Source organism: Paenibacillus sp. HGH0039, from assembly GCF_000411255.1.
Classification (GTDB): Bacteria; Bacillota; Bacilli; order Paenibacillales; family NBRC-103111; genus Paenibacillus_F.
In genome coordinates this window covers 962,558-982,894 of record NZ_KE150413.1, presented here as the reverse complement: position 1 = coordinate 982,894, position 20,337 = coordinate 962,558, and the positions used below count along the sequence as shown (strand labels likewise).

Genomic DNA, 20,337 nt, shown 5'->3' with positions numbered 1-20,337 from the left:
ACTCCTTCTTCAAATTGAGGGCAGCCTTCTGTCCTGTCCATGCTGCCTCTGCGCCGGGATTACCAGATGTACCGGAGTCCGTGCAGCCTCGATTTCAGCTCGTCGATCAATGCTCTTTCTTCTTCTTCGCCTTCCGCCTCGAACGTGACGGAGAAACGCACGTAAGCGCCCGCGTCGTCCCATGGCACGGTGGAGATGAGCTTTTCGGTAATGAGATACTGGGAAAAGTCCTCCGCACTGTCGAAACGGGGGCCGTCTTCTATCCCCTTGGGAGCCTGCGCGTACAAATAGAAGGTCGCTTTGGGCTTCCGCACTTTAAAACCGACCGAGCCTAAAGCTTCGGCCAGAAGACCGTGCCGTCTGGAATATTTGGCGGCGGTAGCCTCCGTAATTTCCGGATGATTCAGACAGTAGATCCCTGCCTTCTGAATCGCGAGAAACTGCCCGGAATCGTGATTGTCTTTCGCATAAGAAAATGCCTTAAGAACAAGCTCGTTGCCGGCTACGAAACCTAGCCTCCAGCCTGTCATGTTAAACGCCTTCGACAAGGACTGGATGGCAACGCCCACGTCTTTGGCCCCTGGGACGGACAGGAACGACAGTGGAGGTTCGCCGTCGAACGTCAAGGCCGCGTAAGCTTCATCGGAGACGACGATAATCTCGTTTTCTTTGGCGAAGCGGACGACTTCTTCATAAAACGCCCGGGTAGCCACGGCGCCGGTCGGATTGTTCGGGTAATTCAAATAGAGCAGCTTCGCTCTTTTCTTCACCTCGTCGGACAAGGCATTGAGATCGGGCAGATAGCCGTTCTCCTCCAGCAGCGGCATCTTGACCACTTCACCGCCAAGCCACTGGGTGTGGGTGCCTATAACCGGATAGCCCGGCACGGTCATCAGCGTAATATCTCCCGGATTGATGAAAACGGCCGGAATCTGGGCCAGGGCAGGCTTAGAGCCGATGCAGTGATTGATTTCGGTCGTCGGATCAAGCCCCTTTACACCGTAAATCCGCTCCATATAAGCGGCAGCCGCCTCCTTGAATTCGAACGACCCGTTATCCGAATAGAACCGGTTCTCCCGTTTGGCCGCTTCCGTGGAGAGAACGTTAACGACCTCCTTGTCTGCCATCCAGTCCGGCTCCCCTAATCCCATGTCGATAATGGGGATACCCGGTTTTTCCTTTAATGCTTGAGCCTTCGCGCGCTTAATTTTCTCGAATTTGTAAACCTCGTTTCCTTTGCCGAACTTGTCTCCGCCGATGCGGTTCGCAAAGGACTTTTGAATGTAATCTTGTAAAACGAGCATGTTTATCCCTCATTTATGCGTTTTATGGAGCACCGGCGGTGTTTCCCCGCCGGTGCGGGAGTTTTGCTTATGACAGTGAATCCGCTAATTCCTTGCGCTTGATTTTGCCGACCCCGCTGCGCGGAATGCTATCTACCGTAACGAATTTTTGCGGCAGCTTGAAAGGAGCCAGATACTGCTGGCAGTGTGCGATAAGATCGTCAATCGTCACACCCGGATCAAGTACGACGAAGGCTACCGGATACTCGGTCGTCTTCCGCTCATTCATGACACCGACAACGGCGACATCCTGGACGCCGGTCAGCTTCAGCAGGACATTTTCCACTTCAAGCGGGTCCATCTTCTTGCCGGCGACGTTGATCATGTCGGAAGAACGGCCGTTAATGTACAAGTGGTTGTGTTCGATAAAACCTCTGTCCGTGGTCTGATAATAGCCGTCCGGCGATATGACAAACGGGAAGGAGGCTTTATAGTAGCCTTTGGCCATGGAGGAGGAACGGACTTGAATAATGCCCGATTCACCATCCGCAACGGCAAAGCCCTCTTCGTTCACGATCCGGATATCGACTCCGGGAACCGGCGTACCGAGCGAAGCTTCTTTGCTGCCGTTGTTGAACGTACAAGGACCCGCCTCGACGATACCGTAATAATCGCAAATTTCCATACCGGTCTTGTCCAGAAACGCCTGCTTCACGGCATGATGCAGCGGAGCCGCAGAGGACAAGCACAAGCGGAGGCTGTGTTCCGGTTTGCAATATTTGGAGTTGTTGAGCAAATCGTAGACGACAGGGAAAGCGACCAGAATCGAGATGTTTTCCTTCATGACCGTTTCCCAGATCGACTTCGGTGTAATCTGCTTCGCGATAAACAGGCAGGCGCCCGACACGAATACGGCAAGCAGGGACGTATTGAATGCGAGTCCGTTATGAAACAGCGCGGTTACCTGCACGTTATCGGCGGAAGTGATCCCCGAAGCCTTGGCCCAGTTGACTCCGGCATTAATCACCGCATCATGAGTGAACATCAGGCATTTAGGCCGCCCTGTCGTACCCGAGGAGAAGCGGCAGGTCGCCACATTCGCAAATTCGTCTTCGTCGAACGAATCGAAGCTTTCTTCCCGAAGCTGGACCTGAATCCGGCCCTCTCCGTCAAGTGTAAGAAGCGATCCGATGTTGTAGTAAGAGCAGAGGTTGTCCACCTCATCCTGGGTAAAGGTGTGATCGATCAGCATCGGGATATATCCTTCCAGAAGAAGGCCGTAGTACGCGAACAAATAGTTCGGGCAGTTCTTCATGGAAATCCCCACGGGATACTGCTTCGGAATCTGCTGTTTGATCCACGCGCCCGTCTTCTCCACCTGATTCCAGAACTGGTGGTACGTATAGCTTTCATCCGCGTAGCGGATCGCTTCTTTCGGTCCGTATTTCAGCACCGCCTCATACAGCTTGTCGATGATGCGCTCGTTTTGAGCCGGCGAATCACCCTTTACCTCTTCGCTGTCTTTCGGTTTGTTCAGATAGTAGCGGTCCATTTTAACCTTGAAGGCGGAGTTGACGTCATCTTTGCCCAGCGTACCGGAGTAGAGCAGGTCCATGTTTTCCCCGAGGTTAAACAATTCCTTCGCTTCTTCGTCGTAATAACCGCCGATAGCGGAGTAACCCAGCTTCAGTTCTCCCGACTTCAGGTAGATCATTTGAGCCAGAATTCCCATATCTACCAGTCTTTGCTGATAGGTGTAAAAGTTTTTGTCATTCACCTGGGACTTATCAATCGCAAAGAAGAACAGGACCGACGAATCGTGTACGAATTCCTGATCGAAGCAAAGCTGCGTGGAGCGGGCTCTGAAATCGCCGGCCTTGATCATTTTCAGCTCGCTGCCGTTGAATTCGTACGTGCCGGGAATCATGCCCTCCACGGCATGGACGACGCAGAATATGCGGATCGGCATACCGAGGCTGTTTACAAATTCCAGCAGACGGATGAAATCGTGACGCGGAATTTCAACCGGCAGATAGGAGGAGCTGGAGCGGCGTTCGATGATCAGTCGCAGCATCTCATTGTAATCGTTCCATTCCGCCGGGATATGATGGCGTACCGTCCAGTCCTCAGACGGCTGCTGATGCTGGAGAGACTGGCGCACCTTCTCCTGGTACAACCGGATCGGTTCCCAGTCGAAAGCGGACAAACCGCTGTCGAACGTAGTGATGCAGCGGCTTTGATAATTCCCGCGATAGGCCTGCTGTACGGCCCGAGGTTTGGTTTCGTGCTGCTTGACGGCAATAATGCCGACCGGTTCCTCGTGGCTGTCCAGATGAAGCAGCGTTTTGATATGCTGATCTTTGCATGCGGTATACGTGGTAAAATTTACGCCGAGCGAATGGAAGATCGTCTGGAAATTTGCCAGGACATGGCCCGCGTCGATGAAGCTGAAACGGTAGCCGCGATGGGAGTATTTCCAGCAGCTGCGCCATGGAACGGCCGAAACCATGATGTAATAATCCGCGTCCTGGTCCTGTGGAAGGATCGCCTCATCCAGCAGAAAAAGGGAATCCGCGCAGGCGATTTTATGAAGAGAAGTATTGAGAGGCGAGTAATAATAAATGCCCGGCTCCACACCGTCCAGCGAACGGACAATAACATACACATCGACCGGATAGCAGCCTCCGGCAGACGGGAACGACCACAGCATTTCGGACTGGTAGCCGTAAAATTTAACCGACGTGACACTGAAGGAGCTGAGCAGCACCTGCTCCAGAATGCTTAACCCTGTCTTGGGCAGCATATCCTCATTGGTTTTGTTAAAAACGGATGTTTTCAGGCGGGTATAGGGTCCCTCGAAGTTTTTATGTCTTTCGGGACGCGGAGATTTGGAAAATTTGCTTCCCACGTATTCCCGGCCTTTTAAATTGTAGAAAATGGACAGAACATCCTCTTGAGTTAACAGTTGATTGGTCATGTTACACTCCTACCAAATGATTTTTGGAATGGGGATTAAAATGCCGGTCTGCCTTCCTGCACCAGTAGGCCCAGTATTCCCGGATCGCTGTCGCGCCAAAAATGATTTTGCTTTTCATTTTGATCTCATGGCCTTCTGTCCATGTGTAGGGAACACCTGTCGATTCGGCGATCAGCTGAAGTTTGCAAGCATTCTCCAGAACGGCCGCCCAGCAGACGGTTTCCGGAATCGTTTTGCCGGCTGCGACCAGCCCGTGGTTTTTGAGCAGCAGCGTGTTGCTTTTACCGAGCGACTCGGCTACCTGTGCCGCAATATTCGGATTCGTTACCGTATTTGTAGTCAGCGTAAACCGCTGTGTATTCATAATCGGCGTAGCATCGTGCGTGACCGGACGAAGGTCCAAATCCGTGGCACTGAAAATCATGGAATACGGGGGATGCGAATGGATAATGCAGTTCACGTCCGCCCTCGCTTTGTAGGTTTCTGTGTGAAGCGGCCATTCCGAGGGAATATGCCCCTCTCCCTTCAAACGGTTGCCTTCGGAATCGATAAGGATAAAATCGTCAGGCGTCGTTTCTTCCCAGCCCAGGAACCCTTTCCGGATCCAGATATTTCCCGATTCAGGATCACGGTAGGAAATTTGCCCGTTGTTAATGTCGTTATGTCCCTCCAGGTACAAAATTTGAGAGGCATAGACCATCTCTTCAATAAACTGGCTCACTGATTTTAGTCCCCTTCCGGTTGAAGAATGATTAAAGAGCGTTATACAGAAATTTTCTGGACTTCCTGCTCGATGAATTCCGCCAGACGGGAAATGGAATTGAGCACTTCCGGACTGATTTCCTCCACTTCAGTTTCAATATCGTAAGCTTCTTCCAGCAGAACGACGATTTTGATCTTCGCCAGGGAGTCGAGTCCCAATCTTCCGATGTCGTCGCCCACTCTTTCCAGATCCTCCGGCGTCACATTTCCGTCCGAGGCTTCCATAATAAATTGTTTGATTTTGTCTTGAATATTCATCGTTTTCCCACCTTCTTCAGATTGATGTTCCTATCCCCCGTCCTCTGTACGGTACTGGACTTTAGGAGGGAATACCGCCGAAGCCGCACGAGACTTGGTCCCCATGGAGAAATAATAGATCGGCATAGCGAGAGCGGTAGTAACAAGCGCCATCAGTACGAGCATGGCGTACAGCTTAGGCGTAATAATTCCGTAAGTCATCCCTATGTTGATGACGACCAGCTCCATCAGACCTCTGGCATTCATCAAGCCGCCGACTGCGGATGCTTCCCTCCAGCTGAATCCGATCTTTCTCATATAAAGCGTGCATCCGCCGTATTTGCCCAGAATGGAGAAAAGCAGCAGGATAAGGAACGGAAACAGCATATCGGCGCTGAACAGGTCCAGCAGATTCGTCTTCATACCCGAATAGGCGAAATAAAGCGGGAGAAAAAAGACGACGGTAATGTCCCTGATTTTGAAGTTCATTTCGTTGAGAAACACTTCGCTTCGCGGCATGGCCAGTCCCAGAATAAAACAGCCGAAGACAGCATAAATGCCGATGTATTCCGTGACGAAACTCGCGCCCAAAGTCAATAACAGCACTAAAGCCAATCCTCCGTGCGACAAAAAACCGGCTTTCTGAACCTTTGCGCCAAAGCGTTCCATGAGCGGTTTGACGACAAACAGCACAATCAGAACGAATAGAACGGTGTACAACAGAGTAGATATTCCCGAGAACATATTTTTGGCTTGTACCATGACGATGACAACAGCCAGAATACACCAAGAGATCACATCGTCTATACTTCCCGCCAGCAGAGTAAGCGAGGCGAAACGGGACTGAAGCAGCTTCTCCTCTTCGAGGATTCTCGCCAGCATAGGAATCGAGGTAATGGATAAAGCGACACCCATGTACAGGAAAAATTCGAGCTGGGTAATCTGCTGCTGCGCAAGGGACGCATACAGGAAGAGGGAGATTCCTCCCCCAAGCAGAAAGGGAGGAATAATTCCCGATGAAGCGAGCAAGCCGGCCTGCCGGAACGATTTCCGGTCGATGCCTTTCATCTCCATACCGACGAGCAGCATGTACAGGCACAAGCCGAAATTGCTTAAAATGTAGATCGCATTGCCGACATCCGCATTAAATACCGATTTGCTGATCTCGGGAAAGAAATACATGAAGCAGGTGGGTCCCAGAAGAATCCCCGCTACCATCTCCCCGATTACGGAAGGAAATCTCAGCATGACCGCCACTCTCGCCATAATCCGCGCAGACGTAAGAATGAGAATCAGAGCGACTATTACATTGAGAAGAAGATGCATGATTTACGTCCTCCCGACATGTTATACCGTCGCAACGGGAACCTCATTGGAAGCCGGCTCCTTCGTTCCCTTCAGGAAAGATTCGTCGATATCGAAATACAGCTTACGGATCGTATCCGGCGCCTGCTGCGCACCCCACATGACGACTTCATAGAGGGAAAGCATATCCATTTTGGAAATAAAGCGTCTTTCCGGGTTCAAAAATTCGTACTGCTCCGGAATGAAGCTCTGCACTTCTTCGTAATAACCGTAAATCCGTTTGGTCGCTTCTTCCGTAGAAAGCCCATGATCGCGGACCGCTTCCACCGTCGAAGCTACCTTTTCAAACAGAGGCTGGAACTCCGCAAAATCCACGCACAAGGAGCCGATGAAAGGAGCTTTCTCGATATCAAGCAGGATTTGCAAGTCTCTTTCTTTGTAAAATTTGGAGAGGACTTGAGTCAGACGAAGGGAAGTAAAAGCTTGTCCGAGCGCCCATACGCGGTACCAGGCATTCCAGAGGTTAAAATCACGGAAAGCGGTGTACGAGCAGGAAACGAGGCGGTCGTTCGTGTCATAAGATTGCTGGATGATACGGGAAACCGGTTCGAAGCGCTCTTCATTGAAGTCGTCTTCTCTCACGGCGTCGATTAAGCGCTGGGCAAGCGAGTTGATCGTCTCCGTCGTAATGGCAAGGCCCCTGGAAAACAGCGGGTCGATAAATGCGGAAGCGTGTGCCAGCAGACAGAAGCGCTTGCCGATAACCTTGCTTGCGGAATATTGAAGCCGGCCTCCGCTGGAAATCCATTCTCTTACCGGTTTAGCATTTTCGAACTGTTTTTTGACATCGGGATAAGCTTCGAGGAAGTCGGCAAATTCTTCCTCCGGCTTTTTGTTCGAAACGTTGTCCGGATTGCGATTCAGGTCGTATTGAAGACCTACGCTGCAAAGAATACTCGTCGATTTCGCGTTGTTGTCGAACGGGATGACCCACAGCCAGCCGCCGTCAAAAATATGATGCAGCGTACCGTTATGAATCCGATTCGGGAGCTTGTGCTCGTCCTTATTTGTAATTTCGTCGAACGGTTTTACGCCTACCATATGGGTGAAAATGGAACGGGATTTCGTTTTCATCCGCGACGGCTCTTCGCGCAGACCGAGACGTTTCGCCAATACGGAGTTGAAGCCGCTCGCGTCTACGATATACTTGGCGCTGAACTCTTCGTTCGCCGTCGTTTTGATGTTTACGCCATCCTCGTGAATGTCGATATCGGAGATCATCGTCTTCTGCTTCACTTTGGCGCCGTATTTAATGGCCACCGCCATCATGTAGGCATCGGTGTCCTGTCTGAACAAATGAGCCTCGGGTCCGTAAGGGATATTAGGCACCGGCAACTGCGTGCTTTCCTTCGGATTCTGGTCCTCTCCCTCACGGTGATAGAAGAACGAGAAATTGCGTTTTGTTCCGGAATTCGATGTGATATGATTTTGAACAAACGGCAGTGTGCTGCAGTGCATGATTTCCGGCACATCGTAGCGCTCGGCCATAATCCGCATCATAAAAGATGTGGCGGGAATCATGGATTCCCCGATCACAAAACGCGGATGAGTGGCCGCATCGATGACGAGCACGTTGAGCTGCTGTCTGGCCAATATGGCGGACAGGATCGTTCCCGCGATTCCCGCCCCGATTACGATCACATCATAGTGTGCTGCTGTTCCTGCTGTTTTTTCCATTAAAATAAATGCCCCTTCCCTATTTAAAATCCCGTTTTTTGTTAAGCGTTAGCTTTCTCGGCCACATTCGCGGACACGAAGTCCACCATGTTCTGAATCGTTTTGATGTTGTAAAATTCCACGCTTTCCTCATCGATTTCGAGATCGTAAAATTTAATGATTTCCAGCATGGATTTAATCAGGGTTAACGAGTTAAGCCCCATTGTGGTCATATCGTCATTGCTTCCGATCTGGTCGACGGCAATGTCCGCCTGTGTAAGAATTTCTCTGATTTTGTGCTCGATTGGATTCATAAAAGTTGACTCCTCCTATATTTTCTGTGCCAGCAGCTCTTCTTTAAGAGTCTGGATCATTTTAGGCTCGATTTCGTAGAGTTTGCCGCATGCTTCCGTAATTTTGGGAACACTGATTTTCCCCAAGATTTTGTAGTTGGTAATCAGCTTGCGGATTCGGTCGGTCAATTGGATGCTTTCATTTAAAGATTCGCGGATGGAGGTTTCAATGTTCATGACATCGAGGAATCGGCTGAACAGCAGCCGGGAGCTGTAAAGGAAGAAAAACGCATTCTGGTATGCCTCCAGTTCTTCTTCTACCTTGGAGATGTCTTCACGGTTGACTTCCAGAAAGTCGATAGTCTGCTGGTAAATTTTAAAATCGTCGCGGCATTCGTGGACCCAGAGCTCGAATTTCGCTTTGATTTGATCCAGTTCAGGATTGGCCGCCCGTTCGCGGTCGATGTCGAAAATCATGATTTCTTTCACAAATTGTTCTGTGGGGTTATCGTCATAGGCTTTTTCAACCGTTTCATGGGGGTAGTAGTCGAAGAAATCCGGCTGGGAGTGATCTTGAATAAACCATTTCTTTCCGCCCTCGTGGCTGAGCTGGGAAATCATCATGCAGTGGGGTTCATGCTTTTGGAGATAAGTAAAGGTGCGGTGTTTGAAATAGTACCCGTCGATGAAGAAAAACACGATTTTCCCCTCATCCAGCGCTTCGATAATTTTCGGTTCCGCTTCTTGGAACGTTTCGATTCTCTCCTGGCGTAATGTCAGGCCGAAATGATGAATATCGTCCAAAACGTGTTTTTTATCGTGGAAAAGCCAGCGGTTGTCCCTTTTTGCGACAAAATGCTCATAGACGTTACCGGTATCCTCCAAGGCGCCGTAAAACATATATTCAACCGGGATGCCTTCTGCTTTCCAATAGCTGACGTAATGACTTTCCACACAGTTAAAAAAATCTTCATCGTATCTTGGTATTATTTTCATATTTTAAAATCAACTCCTTAGTTTTCTATTAATATCCAATTTGTGCTTAAAAAAAAGGACTGCCTATGCCGACACCTCGCTTTCTTCACCTTCTCATGTTGTCTCATAGACTATATATCTCCAGTGCACACCGCGAAAAATACCGACGGCACAGAAATATCGAATCACGAACTCAAAAAGTAAGGAAAACGTCAAGCCGGACTTAGACTGCCGGTCAAGCAGAAGCGGGAGCAGTTTCCCGCCTCTCTTGAAAGTTTCCTATCAGGCGCCGACTTCACCGGTAAGAACAGGAGCTTTCTTGGTCCCGATTCCTTTGCGGTAAAGAACAAAATATCCCGCGGAAGCGACTAAGCTGAAAACGACATTGACCGCGATCAGGAACTGATAGTCATTCGCAAGGTCATAGTTGAGGCCGCCGGCAATGGCTGCAACGACTCCGCCCAACTGATGAATGAGCAGGAGAATACCCGTCTGCAGGCCGATTTGTTTCTTCCCTTCATTCAGTGCTTCTCCGGCAACGAGAATACCGCCAGGCACGGCGCCCAGGTATGTCGCTCCGAAAATCAGCGAGAAGAGAATAGGGGAATAATCGAAGTGGAAGAACAGGACCGCGAAACCCGCGATGCGGAAGAAATATAAGTAAGCAAGTGCTTTGACACGCGGCATGTAATCCAGAAGAAAGGAGAACGTGACTCCTCCCACCAGCTCCAGAAGTCCGAGCAGACTAAGGGACGAGGACATCATCCCATCCGACACGTGAGCCAACTGGTGAATGGCCATCAGGTTCATTTCGACGGTGCCCATGCTGATTCCGCAGGTAAGGAGCGCGAACATAATGACCAGCATAACCGGGCGGGTCAGGTAAACCATGAAAGACTTGAAGCCTTCCGACATTTTCTTCAGGGAAAAGACAGGTTCTGCGGGAGCCGGCGGCTGTTCTTCACCGGGTTCCTTATTTGTAGGTGACGATGAGTCCTGTACGGGTGCTGCCGGCGCCTCTTCTTCGGGCGCCTCTTTGTTGGAACGGACAATCAATAAAATCAAGGGAATAAACGCGAGCGAGATAATAAACAACACGGTGTACACCGTTGTCCAGGTCAGCCAGCTCTTGTTGCTGACAAGGACGGGAGTAAGCACCGCCAATCCGAGCGAGCCCGCGCTGCCAATGATCATTAACGCTTTGGCGCGGTGATGTTTGAACCAGTTCGCGACCAACACATAGCTGGCCGAGGCTCCTATGCCCGCTATGCCTGTAATCAATCCGAATCCGAGGAAGTAACCGATGGGATTCCGGAAAAGCAGGACGATAGCCAGCGAAAGAAGGTTGGCGATCGCCGTATAAATCATGACTTTCTTGTAGCCGATTTTGTCGATCAGCCAGCCGCCGAGCGGAGCGCTGATTGCCCCGATAAAAATGGCCGTTGACCAGGTGGCGCCCAGAAAGCTTCGTCCTACGCCCAGCGTTTCCGAAATGTCCTTCTGGTAATAGGCCATGACGAACCTGCCCAAAGATCCGACAAAACCGAATACCCATAAGAATGCCAGCAGAAACCAGGCATATTTTTTCTCTTTGAACAGCAAACGCATCTAACTCCTTTCACCCTCGTCATGTAGTAGCGAGTAAGTTCAGTATATCGCCTAAATTATGTAGACACACCAGCCAATCCCAGTTTTTTTCCCCATCCAATCCCCTCATGCGGTATAATAAACGAAACAAGGAGGGTTAGCCATGAATATGCGCTGGAAACCGCGGCCCTATGATCATACCCCTATATTTCGTCAAATTTGTACGTATTTCAAGGAACAGATCTTAAAAGGAGAGCTCTCGCCAGGCACCCGACTTCCGACAGAAAGAGAACTTGCGCTCCAATTGTCCGTCAACCGGAGCACCGTATCGGCCGCATACGAAGAACTCCGGGCCACCGGACTTGTTTATTCGGTACAGGGCAGCGGAACCCGGGTCAGCGAAAGCCTCTGGGAAACTACCGTCCAGACCGCGCCGAATTGGGATCATTATCTGGGACGGCGTTTCTTCAATCCCAACGCGGCCATAACCGACAAAATCGGCGAAGCCGCATCCATACCCGGTATCGTAAATATGATCAAAGGGGAGTTGTCCCCGGATCTGATGCCGCTCGGTCTGCTCGGCGAACTCGCCGCCCAAATCGACTACACGCAGGCCTACAGCTATTTTTCGGATAAGCGGGGGGAACCGTCCTTGCGCGCCGTCGTGTCCGATTTTATGAAAACCCGGTCCGGCATCTCCGCTTCTCCCGAAAGCATCCTGGTCACATCAGGAGTGAAACATTCGCTCCAGCTCATTTCCAACACTCTTCTCCAGCCCGGAGACGCAGTCGCTCTCGAAGGGCCTTCCTACATCTATGCGATGCAGGTTTTCTCATCATCCGGTATCCGCATGTTCCCGCTTCCCGTAGACGAACACGGCCTGATCCCGGACGAACTGCCGCGTCTGGTTCACAAGCACAACATCCGCATGGTTTTTACGAACCCCACCTACCAGAACCCGACAGGCACAACGCTCAGTCCGGCCCGCCGCGCCAAACTTATCGATCTGTGCGAACAGCTCCGGCTTCCGCTCGTGGAAGACGATCCGTACGGCCTGCTTCATCTGTCCGGCTCGCCGCCCGTTCCGCCTTTAAAAGCGTCGCCCGAAGGGGATAAGATCGTCATCTACCTCGGAACGTTGTCCAAAATATCAACACCCGGCATGCGAACCGGCTGGATTGTGGCTCCCCCTCCGGTAATCGACAAACTCGCCGAGACCAAAAACCGTATGGGTTACAGCTCCAGTCATTCGGGAGAACGGCTCGCGCAGCTCTACATGACCTCCCCTTCGTCCGTTCAATCCCTGATCTCCATCCGCGAAGCTTTGACGGCAAGAAGAAACACCATGCTCAGCACACTGCAAAGCGAGCTTTCTCCGTACGTATCCGTTTTCGGCGGAAATCATAACGCACCGGGGGGATATTACGTCTGGCTCAAGCTCAATCTGCCTTTGGAAGACAAGCAATTGGTCGATTTAGCTGTAAAGGAAGGCGTCATGCTGTGGCCCGGAAGCATTTACGGCATGAAAAAGGGATTTTTCAGACTCACGTACGCCTCGATCCGGGAACACGAGATCGTCGAGGGAATCCGCAGAATACGGCGTGTTTTCGAAAAAGCGGTTCTATAGCCTGATTTTCCTCGCCGCAGGTGTAACCGATTTGCCCGTAATCCGTATGAGTAGGGAGACTACGTGCTCCGGCACCACTATCTCCGAACGGAAGTGAGACATGAACAGACGGCAATTTCTCCGCTCCCTTGCGGGTGCTTTTGCGGCGGCCTCTCTCGGCGCCGCCGCTTTCTACTCTTTTTTTACCCGCGGCGCTTCCAAGGAACTGGGTTCGGGGTTGAAGACCGCTTCCCCCGGACCATCCGGGACTCCGGCTTCAATGCCTGCCGGCCCGGGAAAGCTCCTCGCATCACTCTGGCTGCTGAGCGACCTGCACGTCACCCCTTATGATTCAGCGACCTCCGACAAGCTCAAGAAAGCGCTTACCGATCTCGTGAAGCCGGAGCATCCCGGGGATGCGCTTATTTTGGGAGGAGATCTGACCGAGTACGGCTCGGATAACGATTATAAGCAGCTCAAAGGCGTGCTCAGCGGCTTCAAGCTGCCTCCGTTATACGCCAACATGGGCAACCACGACTATTACGACATCTGGATTGACGGCAAAGGAAGCTTCGCCACGGAAACGCAGCCTAACGGTAAAACGGATGCGCAGTCGAGGCAGCGGTTTCAGGCTTTTATGAAAACCGAGCGCCCTTACGGCAAGTTTGAAACCGGCGGGATTCCGGTGTTCCTGCTGTCCCAGGAAGCCTACGTGCAGGAAAAACCGGACGTTGGCGAAGGAGCCTGGTACTCGGATGCCCAACTGGCCTGGCTGAAAACCGAGCTGGCGAAACTGGAGAAACATCTCCCTGTTCTCGTCATGATTCACCAGCCTCTTCCGCAGGAAGGCTCCGACGGCGGCACTCACCGGGTAATCCGGGCCAACGAGCTTCGCGCTATTCTTGCCCCTTATCCCAACGTATTCGTATTCTCGGGCCACACGCACCGCGATTTTACGGCCAACCACTATACCCGCCACGCCACCTTTCACTGGTTCAGCAACTCCACTGTAGGGCGCAGCCGCTCCAAAGTATTGTCTCAGGGAATGTACATCCAGGTTTACGAGCACGAGGTTCGCGTACGCGGCCGGGAGTTCAGCAATGCTAGCTGGATTGGCGCGGCGGACTGGACCGTTCCGCTCAAAAAATCGGCGGACTGATCCCGTCCCGCCGGAGAGGCCCCGCCGCAGACGCAGACAGGCCGGAACCGGCATAAACCCCGGTGTCCGGCCGTTACCCGGCGTTATTGAGCTCCCCTCGCACTTGATTCCCGGCCAAACAAAAAGCCGTCCGGGAATGACATTCCCGGACGGCTTCCGCTGGGTCCCTCTGTGCGCAGGGGCTTTTTTTATGGGATGAAATCAGAACGTGTTGTACACGTTATCGCACTCTTCCGCTGTCGGCTCATAAAAGCAGTGCAGCTTGTAGCGTCCGACAAGAGGCTGATTATACCAGGTCGGCGGACAGTCGCCCGGCGGTTGATTCCCGCATTGCCTGTTAGCAGTTGTTCCTAACGGTGCTGCGCGTAGCGGGAAGCCTTGGAGATCCGGCGAATCTCCTCCAGTTCTTCCGCGGACAACGGGACCGCCGCTGCCGCCTCCGCGTTGTGCGCGAGCTGCTCCAGGGAGCTGGCCCCCGGGATGACGGCGGCTACCGCCGGATGGGACAACGCGTAGCGGATGGCCATATGGCCGGGGTCCCTGCCGGGGCCGGCCGCCTCAAGCAGCTGCCTGCGTACCTGCGGCAGTTCTTCCGGGCTGTAATCGAGATAGCCCTGAGCGGCTTTCTCTTCTCCGCTTGCGGTAAGAATGCCGCGGGCTACCGGGCCGCGGGCAATCAGGCTGATGCCTTTGTCCTCAAGCAGGGGCAGCACCTCTTCTTCCGGCCGACGGTCCAGGATGCTGTATTGGCTCATTACGCTGACGATGCCGGAGCGCTTCACATATTCGCGGATAACGTTCGGCCGGATAGAAGAGATCCCGTAATGGCGGATGAGCCCTTCCTCCTTGAGTTCCTCGAAAGCCTCGATCGTTTCGTCGATGGGGTCCTCCAGCGTACCGCCGTGAAGCTGGTACAAATCGATGTAATCGGTCCGGAGCCTCTTCAGGCTGTCTTTCACTGCCGATTTGATATACGCTTTGGACGGGTCCCACGTCCAGCCTTCTTGGCCCGGCACTCTGCGGTTGCCCACTTTCGTCGCCAGCACAACCTCGGACCTGCGTCCGCGGACGGCTTTGCCGACGAGCTCTTCATTGCGGCCCTCGTCGTACAAATCGGCCGTATCGAGGAACGTTACGCCCAGATCCAGAGCCCGGCGGACGAGTTCGACCGCCCTTTTTTCCTCCGTCCCGAGAGACATGCAGCCGAGCCCCACTTCACTTATAAACAGATCGGATTGTCCCAGACGATTCTTTTTCATAAACGGATTCTTCCTTCCTCTGTTTGTATTCGGAACGCCTTCCTATCCTATTAAAGGAAGCCGGCACCCATCCGGCACACGGCTTCGTATGTACGTTTATATCTTCGGGTCCGCTCCCCGATCAGATGCGGATATCAACCACAATGCTGTCCACACGGCCGACTTCGCGGATATAAGCGGCGACGGCTTGATGTTCCGGATGAGGCCCGTAAGCTTCCAGCGCCTCCTGGTTCTCGAAGCGGACGGAAAGGACCAGCTGGTACCCCTGGTTGTTGGTTGAGAAATTAAGGCCCGCCTGCAGGTCAATGACGCCGGACAGGTGGTTCTTCAACGCTTTAAATCGGGCGATAACGTCCTGAAGCTGCTCCTGCGTCGTGGATTCGCCGAATTTTACAAGCACGATATGATCGATCAATGGATTCCCTCTTTTCCAATCGTAATGCTTTCAGTATACCATATCGTTTTTTTAATGCTAACCCGGCGCGGCTGCAGGCATATTCCCGTTTCCTCACATTTTATCTCGCTCCCGATCACATATCGTCCCTTTCCGTGAATATACTTACTTAACAACAGGCCAAACTGTGCCCCATATTCCACAAGGAAGGTGCCCATCATGACAGACTCTTCGTTTATCGTCTCCCGAGAGGACTGGTCACTTCACCGCAAAGGCTACCAGGACCAGACGAGACACCAGGAAAAAGTCCGCGATGCGATCAAACAGAATCTGCCCGACATCGTGTCCGATGAGAGCATCATTCTGTCCAACGGCAAGCAGGTTGTCAAAGTCCCGATCCGCTCACTCGACGAGTACCGGTTCCGATATAACTACCAGAAAAGCAAGCATGTCGGACAGGGCGACGGCGACAGTCAAGTCGGCGACGTTCTCGGCGTAGATCCCCAGCCTTCCTCCAAAGGAGGCAAAGGCGAGGGAGCCGGCGATAAGCCGGGCGAGGATTATTACGAGGCCGAGGTTTCGTTCGAGGAGCTGCAGGCTCTGCTTTTCGAGGAGCTGGAACTGCCGTTCCTGCAGCGCAAAGATAAGAAAAATTTCGCGGTGAAGGAAGTGCTTTTCAACGATATCCGCAAGAAAGGCATCATGTCCAACATCGACAAGAAGAAGACGATACTCGAAAATTTACGGCGCAACGCCACGCAGGGCGATCCCGGCATCCACGGCATTTCGCCGGACGATCTGCGTTTCAAAACGTGGAACGAAGTGGAAAAGCCCCATTCCAACGCTCTCATCCTCGCCATGATGGATACGTCCGGGTCCATGGGATCGTTCGAAAAGTTTATCGCCCGGAGCTTTTTCTTCTGGATGACGCGTTTTCTGCGGACGAAGTATGAGCATGTCGAGATCGTGTTCATCGCCCATCATACGGAAGCGAGAGAAGTGACGGAGGAGGAGTTTTTTACAAAAGGCGAAAGCGGCGGCACGATCTGTTCTTCCGCATACCAGGCCGCGCTGGACATCATCGACTCCCGGTATCCGCCGGAGCAGTATAACATTTATCCGTTCCATTTCTCGGATGGCGACAATCTCACCTCGGACAACGAACGCTGCGTGAAGCTGATCGGACAGTTATTAGAACGTTCCAACATGTTCGGTTACGGCGAAGTCAACCAGTACAACCGGAGTTCGACGCTCATGTCCGCTTACCGCAATATTCATCACCCGAAATTTATGCATTACATCATCCGGGAAAAATCCGAAGTGTACAAGGCGCTCCGATCCTTCTTCACACCCCGTACCGAGGGAGGCGAACTCATTTGACACCGGACGAAATACGCCAGCTTGAACATGCGATTGCGGAAATTACGGAAGTGGCCGAAGGCTTCGGCCTCGACTTCTATCCGATGCGCTATGAAATATGCCCCGCCGATATCATTTATACGTTCGGGGCTTACGGAATGCCGACCCGCTTTTCGCACTGGAGCTTCGGCAAAACTTTCCACAAGATGAAGACCCAATATGATTTCGGGCTCAGCAAAATTTACGAGCTGGTCATCAATTCCGATCCCTGCTACGCTTTCCTGCTCGACGGCAACTCGCTGATCCAGAACAAGCTGATCGTTGCGCACGTCCTCGCTCACTGCGATTTTTTCAAGAACAACGCGCGTTTCTCCCGCACCAACCGCAATATGGTGGAAAGCATGTCGGCTACCGCCGAGCGCGTGCGCCAATACGAGATCGAGTACGGGACCCAGCGGGTCGAGGAGTTTCTGGACTGCGTGCTGGCCGTGCAGGAGCACGTCGATCCGAGCCTGACGACGCCGGGACGCAGGAAGCCGGAGGAACAGGACGACAAGGAGAACGACAAGCTCGGCAGGAACGGCAGACCGAAAACCGGCTACGAAGACTTGTGGGATCTGGAGCGGCAGGACCCGGAACCGGATGAAGAAGAAAGCCGGCCGGTCCGTTTTCCGCCGAAGCCGGAGAAGGACGTTCTCCTGTTCATTGAAGAGAACGCTCCCCACCTGGAGGACTGGCAGCGCGATATTATGACCATGATGCGCGACGAAATGCTCTACTTCTGGCCGCAGATGGAGACCAAAATCATGAACGAAGGCTGGGCTTCGTACTGGCATCAACGCATTCTGCGCGAGCTTGATCTGACCGAGGAGGAGACGATCGAGTACTCCAAGCTGAATTCGGGCGTAGTCCAGCCGTCCAGGCATACGCTTAACCCCTACTACCTCGGGCTCAAAATCTTCGAGGATATCGAGAAGCGCTGGGACAATCCGAAAGAGGAAGAACGGGAAAAGTACGGACGGCGGGGCGGCGAAGGGCGGAACAAAATTTACGAGGTCCGCGAATTCGATTCGGACACGTCTTTTATCCGCAATTACATGACCAAAGAGCTGGTCGAAGACCTGGATCTGTATGTGTTCGAGAAAAAAGGGCCGGAATGGAAAATCACCGACAAGACCTGGAAAAACATCCGGGACCAGCTGGTATATTCCCGGGTTAACGGCGGCTTTCCTTATCTGGAAGTGTACGACGGGGATTACCAACGCAACGGCGAGCTTTACCTGCGGCACTCGTACGAAGGCGTCGAGCTCGACCTGAAATACGTGGAAAAAACGCTGCCGTACTTGTACCGGCTGTGGGGCAAACCCGTCTACCTGCAAAGCGTGGTGGAGGACAAAGCGGTGCTGTTTTCGTACGACGGGAAGAAGAGCCACCGGAAGTTCATGTAAAAGAGATTGGACGGCGAGGGAACAGCCGTTGTCCGGTCAATAAAAGCCTGTCTGACCAACGGCATAAGGGCCTCGGTCAGGCAGGATTTTTTGCTGCGGTTCGCGTCCGAACAATTAAGACCTATTAAAAATAGAACTACTATCCTCCAAATACATAGGTTACGATGAAATTACTAACATCCTTATGCTAGTTAATAGAGGCGGCTGTTTTTATGAAGAAATTTTCTTCCATATTTCTAATTGTACTGGGTGTAATGATAATTTTGGCTACTAGTAATCCGTTATATTTAATGTATAAAGAGAAAAAAATTCAACACTCGTTGAACACGACTTATACGATAACTCAACATGATGTCACTGAAAATTCCTTGGAGATAAATAACAATAATATAAAAGTTATTGATACACCTAAGGACGATTTTATACATGTAGAAATATTGTTGAATGGAGAAAAACTACCTGGATCAACAGATGTTGCACCTGCAAAAGACGGAAATTATACTCGCGGGGTTTGGGTGAATGTACTCACTATCCACAAAAATGAGGAATCCAACAATAAAAATGATTGGGTTGCAATTGTGCAAACAATGAAGGATCAAGCCAGTTGGACCATATGTTACATTGATAATCAACAAAAAATGACTGCAAAACATGTGACGAATGAGAATCCTTCTAACGATCCTTTAGATATTTATTTAATAAAGAATAGCGGTGCCCCTATGATAGGATATTACTCTGATATCAACTATGCTTCTGGTAACCCTCTTGCCACAGTTATCCCAATAGCCATCGCGATTACCGGCGGTATTTTATTATTAATCGGATTGCTTACAATTCCTCGCAGACAAAAAAAGTGATAGTCAGCCTGTCTGACCAACGGCATAAGGGCCTCGGTCAGGCAGGATTTTTTGCTGCGGTTCGCGTCTGGCGTGCGCAGCGGCATTCACGTACCCCGCCTTGTTCTTCGCCACCAACCTATTGCAGTTAAGCCTAGTTAGGCTTATGAGTCAGCACGTTTTAAACTGTAAGTCGCGCCTGACTCCGAGCCTGCCAAACAAAAACCTGCCTGTCCCGGTTATAAACCGGTTCAGGCAGGTTCGTTTACGGCGCCCGAAGCGCGGGAAAATTCCCGCCTACTTGCGGAAGCCGGTCACCGGAATGTCCGACATATGGGAGGACACCGGAACATCGAGCAGGGAGCAGATCAAAGGAGCAATCGCCAACTGGGGCAGGTAACTGTCCGTGTACACGCCCGGCGTGAACCGGTCCCCGATCGCGATCAGGCCGACATCCCGCTCCGCGTCGCCCGTCCCGCCGTGATGTCCGTCTTCATTCATGCCGTGGTCGGATGTCACGAGAATCTGATAGCCCTGCTCCATCCAAACGGGCAGGAGAACGGCAAGCAGTCCGTCCATATGCAGAGCCTGGCCCCGGTATCTGGCGGAATCGGACGTGAATTTGTGGCCCGCATCGTCGATGTTCATCGGATGAACATATAGAAAGTCCGGGTCATACGTCCTGCGCAAATACTCGGCATCCCCGATCAGATGGGAATCCGGATAAGAGTCCTCATAGTAGAACATGCCATGCTGAATCGGCTTGCTCTCGTCGTGCTGAATGCGGTCGGCCACGTAATCGAACAGCGCCGAATTGTACAGCTCGCTCACCCAGTGATAAGCCGCCGCGGCTGTCGTCAAGCCCTGCTGCCGGGCCAGATGAAAGACGCTCGGAAAGCGGGACAGCCTGACGACATGGTTGGCCGTAATTCCGTTTATGTAGCTGGGCGTCCCTGTCAGGAGCACCTCGTAAAGCGGCCTCGAAAGGCTCGGAAGCTCCGATTTAACCTTGTACAGAGCCGCTTGCGACTTTTCGACAAGATGATTCAAATAACCCATGGATGAGAGCATGACGTCGTAGCGCAGTCCGTCCAGTACAAGGACAATCGTTTTTGCCATACGCGGTTCACCTTCTTTTGTG

The 20,337-nt window shown here is 52.0% G+C and carries 17 protein-coding genes and 1 pseudogene; 5 read left to right on the top strand and 13 right to left on the bottom strand.

Annotation, left to right across the window (positions count from 1 at the left end; genetic code table 11):
* Positions 1-59: 59 nt before the first annotated feature.
* From HMPREF1207_RS18730 to HMPREF1207_RS18690, 9 genes are all read right to left on the bottom strand, one after another.
* Positions 60-1,304, bottom strand: a complete 1,245-nt coding sequence (locus HMPREF1207_RS18730) for an LL-diaminopimelate aminotransferase (RefSeq protein WP_009677145.1) — start codon at positions 1,302-1,304, stop codon at positions 60-62.
* Positions 1,305-1,371: 67 nt separating this feature from the next.
* The gene (locus tag HMPREF1207_RS18725) at positions 1,372-4,260 is read right to left on the bottom strand and encodes an AMP-binding protein (RefSeq protein WP_009677154.1); all 2,889 of its coding nucleotides are present in this window, start codon (positions 4,258-4,260) and stop codon (positions 1,372-1,374) included.
* Between the two features lies 1 nt (position 4,261).
* Positions 4,262-4,981, bottom strand: coding sequence for a class II aldolase/adducin family protein (locus HMPREF1207_RS18720; RefSeq protein WP_009677162.1), 720 nt, complete (start codon positions 4,979-4,981; stop codon positions 4,262-4,264).
* Positions 4,982-5,022: 41 nt separating this feature from the next.
* Complete coding sequence (locus HMPREF1207_RS18715; RefSeq protein ID WP_009677174.1) at positions 5,023-5,280, bottom strand: acyl carrier protein; 258 nt, start codon at positions 5,278-5,280, stop codon at positions 5,023-5,025.
* Positions 5,281-5,310: 30 nt separating this feature from the next.
* A complete protein-coding gene (locus HMPREF1207_RS18710; RefSeq protein ID WP_009677170.1) occupies positions 5,311-6,585 on the bottom strand; it encodes a cation:proton antiporter in 1,275 nt (424 codons plus the stop codon).
* Positions 6,586-6,606: 21 nt separating this feature from the next.
* Positions 6,607-8,301 (bottom strand): NAD(P)/FAD-dependent oxidoreductase, encoded by a 1,695-nt coding sequence (locus tag HMPREF1207_RS18705; protein WP_009677138.1) that lies wholly within the window; start codon positions 8,299-8,301, stop codon positions 6,607-6,609.
* A 41-nt stretch (positions 8,302-8,342) separates the two neighbouring features.
* Entirely contained in the window at positions 8,343-8,594 is a 252-nt protein-coding gene (locus tag HMPREF1207_RS18700; protein ID WP_009677159.1) for an acyl carrier protein, read from the bottom strand.
* 15 nt (positions 8,595-8,609) lie between these two features.
* Complete coding sequence (locus tag HMPREF1207_RS18695) at positions 8,610-9,569, bottom strand: hypothetical protein (RefSeq protein WP_009677165.1); 960 nt, start codon at positions 9,567-9,569, stop codon at positions 8,610-8,612.
* A 261-nt stretch (positions 9,570-9,830) separates the two neighbouring features.
* Complete coding sequence (locus HMPREF1207_RS18690; protein WP_016423881.1) at positions 9,831-11,156, bottom strand: MFS transporter; 1,326 nt, start codon at positions 11,154-11,156, stop codon at positions 9,831-9,833.
* A gap of 142 nt (positions 11,157-11,298) precedes the next feature.
* Between HMPREF1207_RS18690 and HMPREF1207_RS18685 the strand changes: the two genes are divergently transcribed.
* Positions 11,299-12,762 (top strand): aminotransferase-like domain-containing protein, encoded by a 1,464-nt coding sequence (locus HMPREF1207_RS18685; protein ID WP_009677146.1) that lies wholly within the window; start codon positions 11,299-11,301, stop codon positions 12,760-12,762.
* A gap of 100 nt (positions 12,763-12,862) precedes the next feature.
* A complete protein-coding gene (locus tag HMPREF1207_RS18680) occupies positions 12,863-13,900 on the top strand; it encodes a metallophosphoesterase family protein (protein ID WP_009677122.1) in 1,038 nt (345 codons plus the stop codon).
* Between the two features lie 201 nt (positions 13,901-14,101).
* Here HMPREF1207_RS18680 and HMPREF1207_RS28845 read toward each other — a convergent pair.
* The 3 genes and pseudogenes from HMPREF1207_RS28845 to HMPREF1207_RS18670 all read right to left on the bottom strand — a co-directional run.
* Positions 14,102-14,221, bottom strand: a pseudogene (locus HMPREF1207_RS28845) (cell wall hydrolase); the annotation flags it as partial.
* Between the two features lie 29 nt (positions 14,222-14,250).
* On the bottom strand, positions 14,251-15,159 hold the full coding sequence (locus tag HMPREF1207_RS18675; protein WP_009677147.1) for an aldo/keto reductase: 909 nt from the start codon (positions 15,157-15,159) through the stop codon (positions 14,251-14,253).
* Positions 15,160-15,280: 121 nt separating this feature from the next.
* Entirely contained in the window at positions 15,281-15,574 is a 294-nt protein-coding gene (locus HMPREF1207_RS18670) for a Dabb family protein (RefSeq protein ID WP_009677155.1), read from the bottom strand.
* 198 nt (positions 15,575-15,772) lie between these two features.
* Here HMPREF1207_RS18670 and yhbH point away from each other — a divergent pair, with 198 nt between their 5' ends.
* The 3 genes from yhbH to HMPREF1207_RS18650 all read left to right on the top strand — a co-directional run bounded on the left by yhbH (position 15,773) and on the right by HMPREF1207_RS18650 (position 19,217).
* Complete coding sequence (yhbH, locus tag HMPREF1207_RS18660) at positions 15,773-16,933, top strand: sporulation protein YhbH (protein WP_009677120.1); 1,161 nt, start codon at positions 15,773-15,775, stop codon at positions 16,931-16,933.
* Entirely contained in the window at positions 16,930-18,360 is a 1,431-nt protein-coding gene (locus HMPREF1207_RS18655) for a SpoVR family protein (protein WP_009677157.1), read from the top strand. The genes yhbH and HMPREF1207_RS18655 overlap by 4 nt, the downstream gene beginning before the upstream one ends.
* A 212-nt stretch (positions 18,361-18,572) precedes the next feature.
* Positions 18,573-19,217 carry a hypothetical protein gene (locus HMPREF1207_RS18650; protein WP_009677119.1) on the top strand — a complete coding sequence of 215 codons (645 nt, stop codon included), beginning with the start codon at positions 18,573-18,575 and terminating at the stop codon, positions 19,215-19,217.
* A 276-nt stretch (positions 19,218-19,493) separates the two neighbouring features.
* On the opposite strand, the gene HMPREF1207_RS18645 is transcribed toward HMPREF1207_RS18650, so the two are convergent.
* On the bottom strand, positions 19,494-20,315 hold the full coding sequence (locus tag HMPREF1207_RS18645) for an alkaline phosphatase family protein (RefSeq protein WP_009677128.1): 822 nt from the start codon (positions 20,313-20,315) through the stop codon (positions 19,494-19,496).
* Positions 20,316-20,337 lie beyond the last annotated feature (22 nt).

Bases quoted from the DNA above. Each gene is read 5' to 3' on its own strand.
- HMPREF1207_RS18690 (WP_016423881.1), bottom strand. From the start codon at position 11,156: ATGCGTTTGCTGTTCAAAGAGAAAAAATATGCCTGGTTTCTGCTGGCA.
- HMPREF1207_RS18685 (WP_009677146.1), top strand. From the start codon at position 11,299: ATGAATATGCGCTGGAAACCGCGGCCCTATGATCATACCCCTATATTT.
- HMPREF1207_RS18710 (WP_009677170.1), bottom strand. From the start codon at position 6,585: ATGCATCTTCTTCTCAATGTAATAGTCGCTCTGATTCTCATTCTTACG.
- HMPREF1207_RS18675 (WP_009677147.1), bottom strand. From the start codon at position 15,159: ATGAAAAAGAATCGTCTGGGACAATCCGATCTGTTTATAAGTGAAGTG.
- HMPREF1207_RS18645 (WP_009677128.1), bottom strand. From the start codon at position 20,315: ATGGCAAAAACGATTGTCCTTGTACTGGACGGACTGCGCTACGACGTC.
- HMPREF1207_RS18700 (WP_009677159.1), bottom strand. From the start codon at position 8,594: ATGAATCCAATCGAGCACAAAATCAGAGAAATTCTTACACAGGCGGAC.
- HMPREF1207_RS18680 (WP_009677122.1), top strand. From the start codon at position 12,863: ATGAACAGACGGCAATTTCTCCGCTCCCTTGCGGGTGCTTTTGCGGCG.
- HMPREF1207_RS18650 (WP_009677119.1), top strand. From the start codon at position 18,573: ATGAAGAAATTTTCTTCCATATTTCTAATTGTACTGGGTGTAATGATA.
- HMPREF1207_RS18695 (WP_009677165.1), bottom strand. From the start codon at position 9,569: ATGAAAATAATACCAAGATACGATGAAGATTTTTTTAACTGTGTGGAA.
- HMPREF1207_RS18730 (WP_009677145.1), bottom strand. From the start codon at position 1,304: ATGCTCGTTTTACAAGATTACATTCAAAAGTCCTTTGCGAACCGCATC.
- HMPREF1207_RS18725 (WP_009677154.1), bottom strand. From the start codon at position 4,260: ATGACCAATCAACTGTTAACTCAAGAGGATGTTCTGTCCATTTTCTAC.
- yhbH (WP_009677120.1), top strand. From the start codon at position 15,773: ATGACAGACTCTTCGTTTATCGTCTCCCGAGAGGACTGGTCACTTCAC.
- HMPREF1207_RS18715 (WP_009677174.1), bottom strand. From the start codon at position 5,280: ATGAATATTCAAGACAAAATCAAACAATTTATTATGGAAGCCTCGGAC.
- HMPREF1207_RS18705 (WP_009677138.1), bottom strand. From the start codon at position 8,301: ATGGAAAAAACAGCAGGAACAGCAGCACACTATGATGTGATCGTAATC.